12 protein-coding genes and 2 pseudogenes are annotated in these 15,147 nt (G+C 58.0%); 6 read left to right on the forward strand and 8 right to left on the reverse strand.

Features of this window, described 5'->3' with window-relative positions:
- Nucleotides 1-69 precede the first annotated feature (69 nt).
- Both ACF0H7_RS32130 and algB read right to left on the reverse strand, forming a co-directional pair.
- The gene (locus ACF0H7_RS32130; RefSeq protein WP_397450791.1) at nt 70-1,857 is read right to left on the reverse strand and encodes an ATP-binding protein; all 1,788 of its coding nucleotides are present in this window, start codon (nt 1,855-1,857) and stop codon (nt 70-72) included.
- A gap of 10 nt (nt 1,858-1,867) precedes the next feature.
- On the reverse strand, nt 1,868-3,214 hold the full coding sequence (algB, locus tag ACF0H7_RS32135; RefSeq protein WP_397450792.1) for a sigma-54-dependent response regulator transcription factor AlgB: 1,347 nt from the start codon (nt 3,212-3,214) through the stop codon (nt 1,868-1,870).
- 209 nt (nt 3,215-3,423) lie between these two features.
- Between algB and ACF0H7_RS32140 the strand changes: the two genes are divergently transcribed.
- The 6 genes from ACF0H7_RS32140 to ACF0H7_RS32165 all read left to right on the forward strand — a co-directional run bounded on the left by ACF0H7_RS32140 (nt 3,424) and on the right by ACF0H7_RS32165 (nt 8,938).
- Nucleotides 3,424-4,272 carry a BON domain-containing protein gene (locus ACF0H7_RS32140; RefSeq protein ID WP_397450793.1) on the forward strand — a complete coding sequence of 283 codons (849 nt, stop codon included), beginning with the start codon at nt 3,424-3,426 and terminating at the stop codon, nt 4,270-4,272.
- A 38-nt stretch (nt 4,273-4,310) separates the two neighbouring features.
- Complete coding sequence (locus ACF0H7_RS32145; RefSeq protein WP_397450794.1) at nt 4,311-4,745, forward strand: PA2169 family four-helix-bundle protein; 435 nt, start codon at nt 4,311-4,313, stop codon at nt 4,743-4,745.
- A 212-nt stretch (nt 4,746-4,957) separates the two neighbouring features.
- Nucleotides 4,958-5,242: a hypothetical protein gene (locus ACF0H7_RS32150; RefSeq protein WP_397450795.1), complete on the forward strand. Its 285-nt coding sequence runs from the start codon at nt 4,958-4,960 to the stop codon at nt 5,240-5,242.
- 64 nt (nt 5,243-5,306) lie between these two features.
- A complete protein-coding gene (locus ACF0H7_RS32155) occupies nt 5,307-5,471 on the forward strand; it encodes a DUF1328 domain-containing protein (protein WP_397450796.1) in 165 nt (54 codons plus the stop codon).
- Between the two features lie 668 nt (nt 5,472-6,139).
- Nucleotides 6,140-7,468 (forward strand): glutamate/aspartate:proton symporter GltP, encoded by a 1,329-nt coding sequence (gltP, locus tag ACF0H7_RS32160; protein WP_397450797.1) that lies wholly within the window; start codon nt 6,140-6,142, stop codon nt 7,466-7,468.
- A gap of 231 nt (nt 7,469-7,699) precedes the next feature.
- The gene (locus tag ACF0H7_RS32165; RefSeq protein WP_397450798.1) at nt 7,700-8,938 is read left to right on the forward strand and encodes a nucleoside recognition domain-containing protein; all 1,239 of its coding nucleotides are present in this window, start codon (nt 7,700-7,702) and stop codon (nt 8,936-8,938) included.
- On the opposite strand, the gene ACF0H7_RS32170 is transcribed toward ACF0H7_RS32165, so the two are convergent.
- From ACF0H7_RS32170 to ACF0H7_RS32195, 6 genes and pseudogenes are all read right to left on the reverse strand, one after another.
- Nucleotides 8,911-9,552 (reverse strand): ABC-type transport auxiliary lipoprotein family protein, encoded by a 642-nt coding sequence (locus ACF0H7_RS32170; protein WP_397450799.1) that lies wholly within the window; start codon nt 9,550-9,552, stop codon nt 8,911-8,913. The genes ACF0H7_RS32165 and ACF0H7_RS32170 overlap by 28 nt on opposite strands.
- Nucleotides 9,549-10,487: an MlaD family protein gene (locus ACF0H7_RS32175; RefSeq protein ID WP_397450800.1), complete on the reverse strand. Its 939-nt coding sequence runs from the start codon at nt 10,485-10,487 to the stop codon at nt 9,549-9,551. Before ACF0H7_RS32175 ends, ACF0H7_RS32170 begins: the two co-directional genes overlap by 4 nt.
- A gap of 2 nt (nt 10,488-10,489) precedes the next feature.
- Nucleotides 10,490-11,284 carry an ABC transporter ATP-binding protein gene (locus ACF0H7_RS32180; protein WP_397454100.1) on the reverse strand — a complete coding sequence of 265 codons (795 nt, stop codon included), beginning with the start codon at nt 11,282-11,284 and terminating at the stop codon, nt 10,490-10,492.
- A 2-nt stretch (nt 11,285-11,286) separates the two neighbouring features.
- Nucleotides 11,287-12,432, reverse strand: a complete 1,146-nt coding sequence (locus ACF0H7_RS32185) for an MlaE family lipid ABC transporter permease subunit (RefSeq protein WP_397450801.1) — start codon at nt 12,430-12,432, stop codon at nt 11,287-11,289.
- 35 nt (nt 12,433-12,467) lie between these two features.
- Nucleotides 12,468-13,532, reverse strand: a pseudogene (locus ACF0H7_RS32190) (DUF5924 family protein); the annotation flags it as partial.
- Nucleotides 13,533-13,769: 237 nt separating this feature from the next.
- Nucleotides 13,770-15,145 (reverse strand): annotated as a pseudogene (locus ACF0H7_RS32195) (M16 family metallopeptidase).
- Between the last annotated feature and the right edge of the window lie 2 nt (nt 15,146-15,147).

Consider the following 15,147-nt stretch of genomic DNA (forward strand, 5'->3'; position numbering starts at 1 on the left):
TTCAAGCCCGTTCCCACAGTGTTGCGGGTTGGCCGAAGATCCCGCGTCGGCTTGGCTTGGTGTGCCCACCTACAGCGGCAACGCCATATAAAACTGCGTCCCCTGCCCCGGGCGTGAATAAACGCCCATCCTTCCCCCGTGCAGCTGAACGATCTCTTTGCACAGCGCCAGGCCTAATCCTGCGCCGCCCTTTTTGCGTCCAACCTGAACGAAGGGCTCGAAGATCCGCGCTTGTTGCCCATAGGCGATGCCTTCGCCATTGTCTTCGACGCTGACGATAACCCGCTCGCCGTGGCGGCGTGCCTGCAAGCGGATCAGCCCGTTTTGCGGGGTGTGGCGCAAGGCGTTGTCCAGCAGGTTATCCAGCACACGATCCAGTTGCAGTTGATCGGCATGCAGGCGTGGCAGCGGCTCCTGTACCTCGATCGACAGCACGATGTTGTTTTCATCGGCCTGATCGGCAAAACGCCGACGCGCCTGCTCCAACAGATCATCAATAGCACAGGGTGCGAGGCTGAGTTTTTGCAGGCCGTTTTGGTAACGAGAGAAGTTCAACAGGTCATTGATCAGTTGCATCAAACGCTGCATTTCTTCGTTGACCGTATTCAGCAGGTCGGTTTCGCGCGAGTCAGGCGCAAAGTGAATGCGTTCCTGCAACAGACCAAACGCCATGTGCATGCCGGTCACCGGGGTGCGCAACTCGTGGGAGGCGCGCAGGACGAACTCACTGCGAACCCGTTCGAACGCCCGCTGTTCGGTCACGTCATGCAGCACCATCACGGCCCCGAGAATATGGCCCTGGATGTGGCTGACCGGGGTCAGGCTGTAGGTCAGTAGCCTTGATTCGCCATCGACCTCCACCGAAAGATCCTCCGGGGCATGTTCCAGGCTGCCGCCGCGCAAGGTCAGGTACAGCTGTTCGTCCAGCTCAGGGCGTTGCAAGGCCTCGCCAAGCCCTTGCCCGAGACGATCCTGCTCCCAGCCGAGCTGACGCTGCGCCACTGGGTTGATGTGCTCAAGGCGACCTTGCCGGTCAATGATCAGCAATCCGTCGTCGATGCTGTCGAGCACTGCCTGCAAACGCTGCTGGCCCGCGAGCAGTTCATCGATATTGGTTGCCTGATGCTGACGCAAGGCTTCCGCCATGATCCCGAAGCGTCGGGTCAGTTGGTTCATTTCCATGGCCGATGAAACCGGCAGCGTCACTTCGAAGTTCCCCTGGCCGATGTTATCGGCAGCCTTAACCAACGCTTCGATCGGTGCGCCGAAACGTCGGGCAATGGCATGCGCAGTGATAAAACCAATGCACAGCACCGCGATACCGACGAGACCGAGCAGACCAGCGACCCACAGCGCGTGTTCGCGGGCGGTATTCTGCGTCTGGCTTATAGCCTCCAGCGCCTGTTTATGGGCATTGATCAGTTCGGTGCGCAGGGCGTTGAAGCTATTCATCAGCACTAACTGATCACGCAGCCCGCCGGGCTGGTTCTGAAGTTGGTCAACGTCTTGAGTGAAGCGCAGATAGTCGACTCGGGCTTGCTCGAAGTTGCCGGGCTTATTGTTCTGCGCGTCTTGCTCTATGCCCTGAGCCAACAGGTCCAGAAACTCTTGGTTTGCCTGAGCGATGGCTTTTGGGTCACGGTGCTCACTGGCCATCAGGATCAATTGGTCGCCGAGGTTCTGGCGCAGCTTCAGGCTGAGGTCCAGGGCGACGAAATTGCGTTGAATCAACGACTCCTGGCTTTTTGCCATTTGCATCACGCTGACCAGCCCGAGCGCCAATCCCAACAGCGCGACCGTCATCAGAGCCGAGATGCTAAGAAACAGTCGGGTGCGCAATTTCATGGCCAACTTCATGGGGCACGCTTCACAAATTGTACTGCTTGCGTTTGCGATACAGCGTCGAGGCATCGATACCCAAGGTTTTTGCTGCTTGATCGAGGGTGTCGCTGGTCGCCAGAACCGCGCCAATATGGGCTTTTTCCAACTCGTCCAGACTCATTGCTGCACCCACGCGTGGTGCGTTGTTAATCTGCTGTTCGGCCATCCCTAAATGACTGATCTCAACGCGCTCTTGCGGGCAAATGATGCTGGCTCGTTCGACGACGTTGCGCAGTTCACGGATGTTGCCCGGCCAACGATAGTTGAGCAGCGCAGATCGCGCCTCCTCACTGAAGCCGCGAGCCGGTCGGGCGTACTCCTTGACGAAGCGTGCGAGGAAGCGGTCTGCCAGGGTCAGGATGTCTTCGTTGCGTTCGCGCAAAGGCGGCAAATGCAGGGTGATGACGTTCAGGCGATAGAGCAGGTCTTCACGAAAACGCCCTTCCCGGACCATGTCCTCCAGGTGCAAGTTGGTGGCGGCAAGGATGCGCACGTCAGCGCGGCGCGTGACCGGGTCACCCACGCGTTCATATTCTTTGTCCTGAATGAACCGAAGAAGTTTGGGCTGCAAAGCCAAAGGAAAATCGCCGATCTCGTCGAGAAACAGCGTGCCGGCGTCCGCCTGATTGACCCGGCCGAGCGTGCTCTCGGAAGCCCCGGTAAACGCGCCACGGCTATGGCCGAACAGTTCGCTCTCCATCAGTTCAGCGGTCAACGAGGGACAGTTGATCGTGACGCAGGATTTTTTCGCCCGCTTGCTCCAGCCGTGAATGGCGCGCGCCAGCTCCCCTTTACCGGTGCCTGATTCGCCCAGAATCAAAATGTTCGCATCGGTACCGGCCACCTGACGGGCCGTTTCCAACACCGCCATCATCGATGGGCTGTGGGAGTCGAGGCCGTCCTTGGGTTTGCGCACCTCACCTTCCAGCGCTTCGAGCCGAGCCGACAGCTGCCGGACTTCCAGTTGCTTGGCGGTTGCCAGGCGCAATTGGTCGGGGCTGCAAGGCTTGACCAGATAGTCGGCGGCCCCCGCTTGAATGGCATCGACCGCAGTATCGACCGCCGAGTGAGCGGTGACGATCACTACCCGCATCCACGGGGCCTGGATACGCATTTGCGCCAAAACCTCCAGGCCATTGTCCTCCCCGAGGCGAAGGTCCAGAAAACACAGGTCGAACACCTGGCGCTGCAGCAGCGCGTCTGCTTGCGCCGCGCTGTTGGCGGTGGCGACGGTGTAGCCCTCGTCTTCGAGGCAGTAGCGAAAAGTGCGAAGAATTGCGGACTCATCATCCACCAAGAGAATACGGCCCTGAAGATCAGTAGCGGTGTCCATATTCCTACGCTCCGTTATGAATGATCTTGGTTAGTCCCGGAAAAATCGGGCAAGTTGCATGGTTTATTCTGATTGATTCGGCGCATTGCATGATAACTATCTGCTAAATACCTCGCGATATGCCCGATTTAGGCGGTGAGGCGCTGTTTTCAGTGGCTGGCATGCGACTTGCGAACCTCCTTTGACTGAAGCATCGAGGGAGATTGTTCATGCATTCATTGAAGAAGCTTGCCCTGGCAACGGCTGCCACCGCAGTGCTGGGGTTTACCCCGCTGCTGGCGCAGGCAGCCCAAGGCGACGTGGCCAGCCAACTGACGGCAGCACGACAGGAAGGTTCGATCTGGACGGCATTTGCGCTGAATCGGCATTTGAGTCCGTTCAATATCGAGGTACACGTCGAAAACGGTACGGCGCTGATTAAAGGCAAAGTGGAAAACCAGGTCGATCGTGAACTGGCGGAACAGATTGCGCTGGGCACTAAAGGCATCGAAAAAGTCGATAACCGCCTGGAAATCGATCCGAACGTCGCCGCCGAACCCGGAACCAAGGCCAATCTTGCTCAGCGCTTTGACGACGCGACTTTAACCGCGACCGTCAAATCCAAACTCCTGTGGAACAGCGTGACCGAAGCCCTGAATATTCAGGTCGACAGCAAGAGCGGTGTCGTCACTCTCAAAGGCCGTGCGCAAAGCGCGGAGGCCAAGGAGTTGGCCGGCAATCTGGCCAGCAATACCGACGGCGTTACCGAGGTGAATAACCTGATCAGTCTGGGCGTCGCCGATCCTTCGGCACCGAAAGTCCAGCCCGGCGACAGCGGTACCGGAGAGGTGATAAGCGATTTGTGGATCACCAGCAAGGTCAAGTCCAGCCTCATCTATAGCCGCAACCTCGACGGCTTGAACATCAAAGTCGACACCCAAAACGGCATGGTCACCCTCAACGGTGTCGTTGCCAATTACAGCGAAAAACAACTCGCAGTGGAAATCGCACGGAACATCCGCGGCGTACGCGGTGTGGATGCCGATGCGTTGAAAGTCGCGACTGCAACGGCGGGCTAGATCCACGTGCGTCCTATGTTAACTATCGGAGAACTCTCATGAGCAATGCCAAGACTCAACTGAACGAACTGATTGAAATCACCCGCGATGGTCAGCGCTTTTACCAGCATGCCGCCGAAGAGGTGAAAGACGCGCGTTTCATTGCACTGTTTCTGGACATGGCGCGGGCCAAGAGCGAACTGATTCGAGATTTGTCCGTAGAGGTCGCCCAAGAGCATGAGGCACCTGCGCAGGGCGGCACCTTCCTCGGCAAGATGCGTCAGGTGTATGCCGACACTCGCGCCCTGCTTTCCAGTAACGAAAGCGCCGCCTATGTGGAGCAGTTGGAAGAGGCCGAAGACCGGATTCTGCATGCCTTCGAAGACGCACTGCAAAGCGCTGAACCGAAGGTGCAAGCATTGGCCGCGGAGAAGTTGCCGCAGGTCCGTGCTGCCCACGACCGGATGCGCAGTCTGAAGCGCGATACCTTATGAACGGGATAGCGTCGTGCAAAACGCACGACGCTATAGGGAACATCGTGCAGGATGCTCGTCGCGACATTTGTATTTTGTGCGTAACTAATTGATTTAATTAATTTAATTGTTGATCGTCAAGCTGGCACACGAGCTGCAATGACTTGTGTAACGAAGGTCGAGCCAGACGCTCACCTCAACAAGAATAGCCACTTCGGTGGAGGAGTTTCCGGATGAACAGCCAGCGTCTCGCTCACATGCGTATTTCGCCTCTGTATATCCAACAAGGTTTGTTTGCCAGCTTGGCGTTACTTGTCACCTTGATTGTCGGCCAGCAGTTCGAGCGCTGGGACAACCATCAAGAGGCGCTGGAAATTCATCATCAACTGATTACTGCGGGGCGCTCCTATTCCACGGTGAGCGCACCGGCTGCAAAAGACACCGCACTGAGTTTTCAGTCGGCGCAAGAGGTTGCCCCAGTTGCAGAACAACCTCATTCGCAAAGCTGGGTGTTCTAGGGCTAACGCTAATGAGCTCGGAATCCTCGGATAAAACCAATAAACCGCTGTAAGGAGAATCATCATGTTGAGTTGGGCTATCACCTTCCTGATTATCGCCATTGTCGCTGCCGTGTTGGGCTTCGGTGGTATCGCCGGCACCGCCACGGGTATCGCGAAGATTCTCTTTATCGTGTTCCTGGTGCTGTTTGTTGCATCGTTCCTCTTCGGTCGTCGCGGCCGGATGTGAGGAGGTTGAATGAGACTCTGGAACGCTGATTAATCAAGTTTTTGAGCAGCTGCGCCACCCGAGGAGGGTCCGCGCATGACCAAGGGGCCGGGATGTTCTGATCGAAGCTGATCGGAGTGACCTAGGGATACAGAGAGTATCTCCATTGAGGTGGGCCGGGTCAGGAGGGTGACGCACCGCAAGTCCGTGTTTTATGCTCAGAAGTAGAGCCGCCGGACTTGCGACGCACTAAATGGCGTTACCATCTATCTAGAATTTCCCTTCAGAAATTTCATCATTCAACATGATGAAACACCTTCTTATTCGGCCAAATCCCGTACTGAATCGACTAGACCTCTACGCTACAGGCGACGTTTTAGCCAGTCTTGAGCCGAAAAGCGGTATCCGGTTTTTCCCTCGTTTAGTGATTATTCGTTTAAAAACAAACCCTTCTCCTTGTCTGGATTATGCCGATCCGGCATGAGGTAGTCGTTTACGGCATTAGACGTCATGTCTCGTCGTGGGAATAGTTGCGCCTTTTTTCGCCTGCCACAGAGCCAGGATGCTCGCCCGCAGGGACCTTCTATTGGACAGATCTCAAGGCATTTCACGCTCGACACAGCCGGTCAAAGCCGGTGTTCAAGCCTGAATCGAGAGATGTTCCAGCGACTTGATATAAGGGTAATAACATGAAGAAGGCAAAACTAAGCCTCGCCTGGCAGATCCTCATTGGATTGATTCTGGGGATCGCCATTGGCGCCGTCCTCAACCATTTCAGTGCCGAGAAAGCCTGGTGGATCAGCAATGTTCTGCAACCAGCGGGTGATATTTTCATCCGGCTGATCAAGATGATCGTGATTCCGATCGTTATTTCTTCGCTGGTGGTGGGTATCGCCGGTGTCGGCGATGCGAAGAAATTGGGGCGCATCGGTCTCAAAACCATCATCTACTTTGAAATTGTCACCACCATCGCCATTCTGGTCGGTCTGGTGCTGGCCAACCTGCTGCATCCGGGCACGGGCATCGACATGAGTACCTTGGGTACCGTCGATATCTCCAAGTACACGGCCACCGCTGCTGAAGTTCAGCACGAGCACGCGTTCATCGAGACGATCCTCAACCTGATCCCATCGAACATCTTCGCGGCCATCTCGCGTGGCGATATGCTGCCGATCATTTTCTTCTCGGTGATGTTCGGTCTGGGTTTGTCCAGCCTCAAGCCAGATTTGCGCGATCCTCTGGTCAAGATGTTCCAGGGCGTTTCGGAAACCATGTTCAAAGTCACGCACATGATCATGGGCTACGCACCGATTGGTGTGTTTGCGCTGATCGCGGTGACCGTCGCCAACTTCGGTTTCGCCTCGCTGGTGCCGCTGGCCAAGCTGGTGATCCTGGTTTACTTCGCTATCGCCTTCTTCGCCTTCGTGGTGCTGGGTCTGATCGCCCGCCTGTTTGGCTTCTCGGTGATCAAGCTGATGCGCATCTTCAAGGATGAGCTGGTGCTCGCCTACTCCACCGCCAGTTCGGAAACCGTGCTGCCGCGTGTAATCGAGAAGATGGAAGCCTACGGTGCGCCGAAAGCCATCTGCAGCTTCGTGGTGCCAACCGGCTACTCGTTTAACCTTGATGGTTCGACCCTGTACCAGAGCATCGCGGCGATCTTCATCGCCCAGCTGTATGGCATCGATCTGTCGATCAGCCAGCAACTGCTGCTGGTACTGACCTTGATGGTGACCTCCAAGGGCATCGCCGGCGTTCCGGGTGTTTCGTTCGTGGTATTGCTGGCGACCCTGGGCAGCGTCGGTATTCCGTTGGAAGGCCTGGCTTTCATTGCCGGCGTCGACCGCATCATGGACATGGCCCGTACTGCACTGAACGTGATCGGAAACGCCTTGGCGGTACTGGTGATTTCGCGTTGGGAAGGCATGTACGACGATACCAAAGGTCAGGCGTACTGGGATTCCCTGCCACACTGGCGCAGCAAGGAAGCGTTGCCTGCGGGCAAGACCGCTGACTGATTGTTGAAAGGCAGCACCGACAAACCCCGGACTTTCCGGGGTTTGTTGTTTTTGCGGCGGGCTAAACGACCTGTAGGAGCTAACTTGTTAGCGAGCAGCTTGACGCGGTGTTACAGGTACTCCGCCTCGCCAACAAGTTGGCTCCTACAAGGTTTGTGGCCTACAGACAGAGTGGTTTGTTGTTGTCGCTCCCCACCGCTATCATCGCCGCATCTTCTGAGGGACTTACTGATGCTCAACGGGCTATGGCTTGGCTTTTTTGTGGTGGCGGCGGTATCGGCGCTGACGCAATGGCTGATCGGCGGGAATGCGGGTGTTTTCGCGGCGATGGTGGAAAGCATCTTCGCCATGGCCAAGCTGTCGGTTGACGTCATGCTGCTGCTGTTTGGCACCCTCACCCTGTGGCTGGGCTTCCTGCGTATCGCCGAGAAAGCCGGAATTGTCGACTGGCTGGCCAAAGTCCTCGGCCCGTTGTTTGCCCGACTGATGCCTGAAGTGCCGCCGGGTCATCCCGCGCTAGGTCTGATCACCCTCAACTTCGCCGCCAACGGCCTGGGGCTGGACAACGCCGCAACGCCGATTGGCCTAAAAGCCATGCGTGCCTTGCAGGAGCTGAACCCCAGCCAGACCACCGCCAGTAACGCGCAGATTCTGTTCCTGGTGCTCAACGCCTCGTCGCTGACGCTGATGCCGGTGACTATCTTCATGTACCGCGCACAGCAAGGTGCCGCGGACCCGACGATGGTGTTCCTGCCGATCCTGCTGGCAACCAGTGCCTCGACGCTGGTTGGCCTGTTGTCGGTGGCCTTCATGCAGCGCCTGCGACTCTGGGACCCGGTGGTCCTGGCCTATCTGATTCCCGGTGCGCTGCTGCTTGGCGGTTTCATGGCCTTGCTGGCCGGGCTCTCGGCAACGGCGCTAGCCAGCCTGTCGTCGATCCTCGGCAACCTGACCCTGTTTGGCTTGATCATGATGTTTCTGCTGATCGCCTCCTTTAAAAAGGTCAAGGTCTACGAGGCGTTTGTCGAGGGCGCGAAGGAAGGCTTCGACGTTGCGAAAAACCTGCTGCCGTATCTGGTCGCGATGTTGTGTGCAGTGGGTGTGTTACGGGCGTCGGGGGCGCTGGATTTCGGCCTCGACGGGATTCGTCATCTGGTGCAATGGGCCGGCTGGGACACGCGCTTCGTTGATGCCTTGCCGACCGCGTTGGTCAAGCCGTTCTCCGGCAGCGCCGCGCGGGCGATGCTGATCGAAACCATGAAAAACCAGGGCGTCGATAGCTTCCCGGCGCTGGTGGCTGCGACGATTCAAGGCAGCACCGAAACCACTTTCTACGTGCTGGCCGTGTACTTCGGCTCAGTCGGTATTCAGCGCGCGCGACATGCAGTGGGTTGCGCGCTGATGGCCGAACTGGCCGGAGTGATCGCGGCCATTCTGGTGTGCTACTGGTTCTTCGGCAGCGTCGCGTAATGTTGCTGGCCCTGTTCGACGGTCCATTGCAGCACCTGCGCGGACAGGGTATCGGCGGCTTTATTGAAGCCCGCCACCACTGAGCCGACCTGTTTATCAGCGACTGCCTGATGCACTTCGAAACGATGGCTGGCAACGATGCGTTGCCGGTCATTGGCCAAGCGTGCATCGAGACGAATCACCACATCAATCGCGGTGCCGTGGTATTCGCTCTGGAACGACTGCAACTCCCCGCTCAACTCAAAATCAGCCTGCAGGTTGCTGTCATCCGTGCTCAGGGACGTGAGGCGCCCGTCCCGGTAAAAGGCGTCGAGCAGTCGATTGCGCAACGCCACGGGCGCCGGATCGGTCCAGCGCGCGCCTTTGTAGTTGCTGATCACATCACCCTGAGGCACCACGGCAATGCGCGGGCTGTCGAGCATTTCGCTGGCACGCGGGCGAACAATCCGTAACGACCAGGCGACAGGCGTGCCCTGGCTCGCCGCTGCGGGTTGCGCCGTGCTCAGGCGATAAACGTCTGAGGGTTCGGCCTGCGGCAAGATCGAACAGCCACTCGAGAGCAATAACGCCCCGGCCACCGCGAATTGACCCAACGTGTGACGGGTAAGCCTCATGGCGCAAACTCCTTGTTCTTGTCGCGGCCCAGAAGGTAACCGCTGGGGTTGGCTTCCAGGCGGCGGGAAATGGTACGGAATGAGGCCAGGGTGTCACGCAGTTCCCGGACGGCCGGGCCCAGTTCGGCGAGGCCCTGCATGCCGCTATTGATCGAATCATGATTACTGTTGAGCAAGGCATTGATGGTCGAACTGCTCTGTTCGATGGACTTCATCGCTTGCTCGGCGTTGGCGAACAATTGTTTGCCATCGCTGTTGAGCATGTCGTGAGCGCCGCGTGCCAGCAGCGAGAATTGTTCGAGGGTGCCACTGGCCTGCCGGCTGACGACGGCCAGTTGCTTGAGTGTCTGACGAAGATCTTCACGTTCATCGGCGATCACCGCCGTCGCCTGTTCCATGTGTTGCAAGGTCTGGGTCAGGTTCTTGATGTTGTCTTCGGAGAACATGTCATTGGTGTTGTGCAGCAACTGGGTCAGGCCGGACAACAGGTCGCCAGTGTCATTGAACAGGCGTGCGATGGGTGACGGCGACGCAATGATCACCGGCAGTTTGCCGTAGACGCCGGTCAAGTCCGGGCTTCCTGGTGTGCCGCCGCTGAGCTGAATGATCGAGGTGCCCGTGATGCCGGTGATCGCCAGTTTGGCTTGGGTGTCTTCCTTGATCGGCGTATCGCCGGCGAGACGAATCTGCGCCAGTACCCGGCGTGGGTCTTCCGGATCGAGGCGCAATTGCACCACGTCACCGACCTTGATCCCGCTGTATTGCACCGCGCTCCCGCGCGACAGACCGGTTACCGCCTCGTTGAACACGATTTCGTAATCTTTGAACGCCGTATCGACGCTGGATTTGGCCAGCCATAAACCGAACAGTAGCGCTGCGGCGACCACAATTACGGTGAACAGGCCGATCAGCACATGATGGGCACGGGTTTCCATCGTCAAACCTCTTTCTGCTGTGTGGCGACCGAGGCCGCCCGGCCACGAGGACCATGGAAATATTCATGAATCCAGGCATCGTTGGTGGCCGAGACCTTGTCGATGGCGTCGGCGACCAGTACGCGTTTGTCTGCCAGTACCGCCACGCGGTCGGTGATGGTGTAGAGCGTGTCGAGATCGTGGGTGACCAGAAACACACTTAGGCCCAATGCATTGCGCAAGGTCAGGATCAATTGATCGAAGGCTGCGGCGCCAATTGGATCAAGGCCAGCGGTGGGCTCGTCGAGGAACAGAATATCCGGGTCCAGTGCCAATGCCCTGGCCAGCGCGGCTCGCTTGATCATTCCGCCGGACAAGGACGACGGGTATTTATGGGCCGCCGACAGGGGCAGGCCGGCCAGTGCCAGTTTCACACTGGCCAGGTGCGCGGCTTCGTCCCGGCTCAGGCCGGCGTGTTCAATCAGTGGCAGCGCCACGTTCTCGGTCACGGTCAACGAGGAAAACAACGCGCCTTTCTGAAACAGCACGCCGAAGCGCCGTTCGACTTTTGAGCGGTCTTTTTCCGACAAGCTCTGTAGGTCTTGGCCCAGCACCTTCACCTGGCCTTCATCCGGTCGACGCAGCCCGACAATACTGCGCAACAACACTGATTTACCCGCGCCGGAGCCTCCGACCACAGCGAGAATCTCGCCTCGATAAAGGTCCAGATCAAGGTTCTCGTGCACGCTCTGGTTACCAAAACGATTGCACAAGCCCCGCACTTCTATCACCGCATCGCGCGGTGTACTTGTGGTCACAGTCACCAGCCCATCTCCATGCAAAACAGCGCAGCCACTGCATCCAGCACAATGACCACAAAGATCGACTGCACCACACTCGAAGTGGTGTGTGCGCCAACGGACTCGGCGCTGCCGCTGACTTTAAATCCTTCCAGACAACCGATTGAGGCAATCAGAAAGGCGAAGACCGGTGCTTTGAGAATACCGACCAGAAAGTGTTGAACACCGATGTCGGTTTGCAGCAATGACAGGAACAGCGCCGGGGAAATATCCAGCGACACCGCACACACTACCGCCCCGCCAATGATCCCGGACACCATCGCGACAAAAGTCAGGATCGGTAGCGAGATCAGCAACGCGAGAATCCGTGGCACCACCAGCAGTTCAATCGGGCTCAGGCCCAAGGTGCGGATGGCGTCGATTTCTTCATTGGCTTTCATTGAGCCGATTTGCGCGGTGTAAGCGCTGGCGGTGCGACCGGCCATGAGGATCGCGGTCAGCAGTACACCGAATTCGCGCAAGAAAGAGAAGCCCAACAGGTCCACGGTAAAGATACTGGCGCCGAAGGTTTTCAGCACCGTTGCACCGAGGAACGCCACCACCGCGCCGACCAGAAAGGTCAGCAATGCCACAATCGGCGCAGCGTCGAGGCCGGTTTGCTCAATGTGCGAAATGACTGAAGTCACTCGCCAGCGTTTCGGGCGTGGCAAGTTCAGCATTATGGTTTCGAGAATAAGCCCGATAAAACCGAGCAATTGCAGGGTGTCCTGCCAGACCGTATCCACCGCCCTGCCGATGCGCAGCAGCAGTTGCATGCCCACGGCTTGTTCCGGCTCTTTGAGCGGCTCGCAGAAGTCAGAAAGTGCCACTTGAATGTTCTGCATCAAGGCGCGACTGGAGCTGGACAGCCCGGGCGCGGTGCCCGCCAGTTGGCTCACTCGCTCGCAACCGAACAGCTCCACCAGCAGTGAAGCGCCGGCGGTATCGAGGGCGCCGAGGTTAGTCAGATCGACAGGGGTTCGGTTGTCGTACCGATCCGTCAGCTGCTTCAACTGCGCCTTGAGGTGGTGGTAATGGACCAGCGTCCAGTCGCCCGAAATCCTCAGCTTTGGAGGGCTGATCGATGAGTCCATGAGGGCGCTGCCGGCCAGAGTAGGTGTGGTCATAAGTTCCGAGCTTAGTAGGTTTGCCCCGAGCTGGCAGGCTTAAGCCCTGCCGGATCGCCAGCGGGTTGGGTGACGGGCGGCTGGTCGGAATCGGTAACGTCGAAGCGCAACACGCCAATCATCTGGTCGTCCTCGGTCAGCACCCTCACCTCCCAATCGCCAAGCACATCGTCCGGGAAGTTCTGTTTGTGGGTCCAGGCACGATAACCTTCTTCGCGCCCGCCGTGGATATCCAGTGCGATGCGGTCGACCTCTTTGCCGTTGTGCCGCCAGACATGGTAAATCCGCTCGTCCAGACCGCGCGGCGCATTGATTGCGGTGTAGGCGTACAGCCCTGTCCGGCGTAGCTGCTTGGCGCTGACTTCTGTCAGGCTATCGCCGGGTGTGCGGTTTTGATCGTCGAAGTCGGTGCTGACCGCGACGTCGGTCATCCACAACGTTGCCGGTGGTACCCAGGAACGCAAAAGCCATCCCGCACCGCCGATGACCAACGTCGCCAGCAGCAGCAATGCAGCCCGGCGCCAGTGATTCATTGGAAAACTCGACATCAAGCTGGGAAACGACAGCAGCATGGCGATGCCCAGCGACAGTTTGTAGCTCTCGGCGGTGGTCAGGTGCACGATGATTGGCAGCGCGGTAAGCATCGCGGCAAACAACGTCAGGGTGTGCAGCGCGAGGAATAGCCAGCGCCGGGGTACCAGCCATTTGTAGTACAGCGGGTCGATGATCGACAGCAACGCCGCGGTGCCGAGCAGCCCGGTAAACACCAGTTGGCCGCTGTTCCAGGTGGTGGTGATGAAGAAAAACGGCAGCACGAAGAACAGACTTTCCTGGTGGATCATCTGCGTGCCGTAACGCAGCACCGACTCAGGAATGGTGCGTTTGAAGACCTGGGCGAACAGCTTCACGGCGCTATTTTCGACCATCAACCACAGCCAACTGAGCAGCAGGACGATGGCAATCAAGCTGGCCTGGTGTTGTTGCCGGTCCACCAAAATGAAGCTGCTGACGCCCGAGACAAAACCGAAGAGCGCAATTAACCCCGGATAGCGCTTCATCAAATCAAGCACAGGGGTGACATAGCGGTTCAAATCGGGCATTTCGGCGCTTCACTGTATGTGTAGGAAAAATCCTCGACAGGATACCAAGCCGTGGCCCGAATGATGGCACTTTGCGCCAGGAAAAACCGCGCCGATCCATTCGCCAACACGTTGGCTCGAACAGGGCCTGTGTCGGGCATAAATCTTTTGTAGGAGCTGCCGCAGGCTGCGAATCTACATCGCGAAGGCTGTTTTAGCCTTATCGCTGCCTTCGGCAGTTCCTACAGATGTTTCGATTTATGCGCGGAACTTGCGGCGCGCCCACCACAGTAACAAGGCCAATAGCGCAACAATGCCCGCCACCAATGCATACAGCCCGTCATAACTCAGCAGAGGCTTCTCCACCCGGATGTAACCGGGCTGCGCCAGCAACTGACGCAGAGCCTTGTTGGCGGTGTCGAGGGTGACGGCCTTGAGTTGTTTGGCCGGGTCGGCGAAGCGGCCGTTGTCGTAGTCGCTCAATGCTCCCCAGTAGTAATCGGCCAGCGCGCTGTTGCCTTGAGCGCTCCACGCCTGCTTATCGATGACGGCCTGTTGCAGGCGAGCGAAGGTTGCGGGTCGAGTCCATCTTTCTGCAAGCGCGCACTCAGGTCCCGCATCACCTGTATTGCCTGGTCGACGTCATCGCGGTCCAGATCGGCATTGAGGCTCAGGAAACCGGTATCGCCGAACACCTCACGTTCACTCCAGGGCCCGTAGGACAGTTCCTTATCCAGACGCAACGTCTTGTAGAGCGACCACTCCAGGTAACCCTTGAGCAATTCATAGGTTTCATCGTGCTGTTTTTCCAGCACCGGCTCCGGGAAGAACCAATGCAAGCGCGCGCCCTCTCCGAGCCAGCCTCTGACCAGACTACGCTCGGGCTCCGCCGGGTGATGGATGTGCGCAAGCGGTGGATGTTCGCCCGGCTCGACCGCCGCCAACTGGCCATAGACACGTTCCAGGTACCCCGGCAGCAGGCGGTCGAGGTCACCGACGATGATCAGCGTCATGTTATTCGCCGCGTACCAGCGACTGCGCAGGTTCTCGATCTGGTTCAGGGTTCGCGACTGGATGTCCGGTCTTTCCGCGCATTTGAGCCCTAACTCGACTGCCAATTGCTTGCTGGCACCGTGGCCAAGGTCGCGGTGATCGAGCCAGCGCTGTAAGTGAGAGTAATGGCCGCCATCTTCGCGCTCGACGATGCGCTTAACGCTTTCGAGGGTCTTTTCATCAATGTGGGCGTTGGTCAGGATGGCTTTCAGCAAGTCGAGAACCTGACGCTGATTGCGGGCGGGGGCTTCGATAACGAAGGTGGTGTCGGCGTTGCTGGTGTAGGCGTTCCAGTCACCGCCCAAAGCCTGCATGCGCTCCTCCAGCCCTCCTTCGCCGCTGTCGTCGATACCGCTGAACAGTAGATGTTCGAGCAGGTGCGGCAGTTCTTTTTCGGAACAGCTGAAGTCATCGAAGCCGACCCCAACCACCAGCCGAATGGAAACGTGGCCCTTGTCAGTACTCGGTTTGAGCAGGACTTGCAGGCCATTGGGCAACTCATAACCTTCAACTTGATAGCGGTCTAGCGCCATTGCGAGCGTGGAGCTCAGCAGCAGGAAGACAAACAGCAGGCAACGCATAA

The organism is Pseudomonas sp. NA-150 (assembly GCF_044336365.1).
GTDB lineage: Bacteria > Pseudomonadota > Gammaproteobacteria > Pseudomonadales > Pseudomonadaceae > Aquipseudomonas.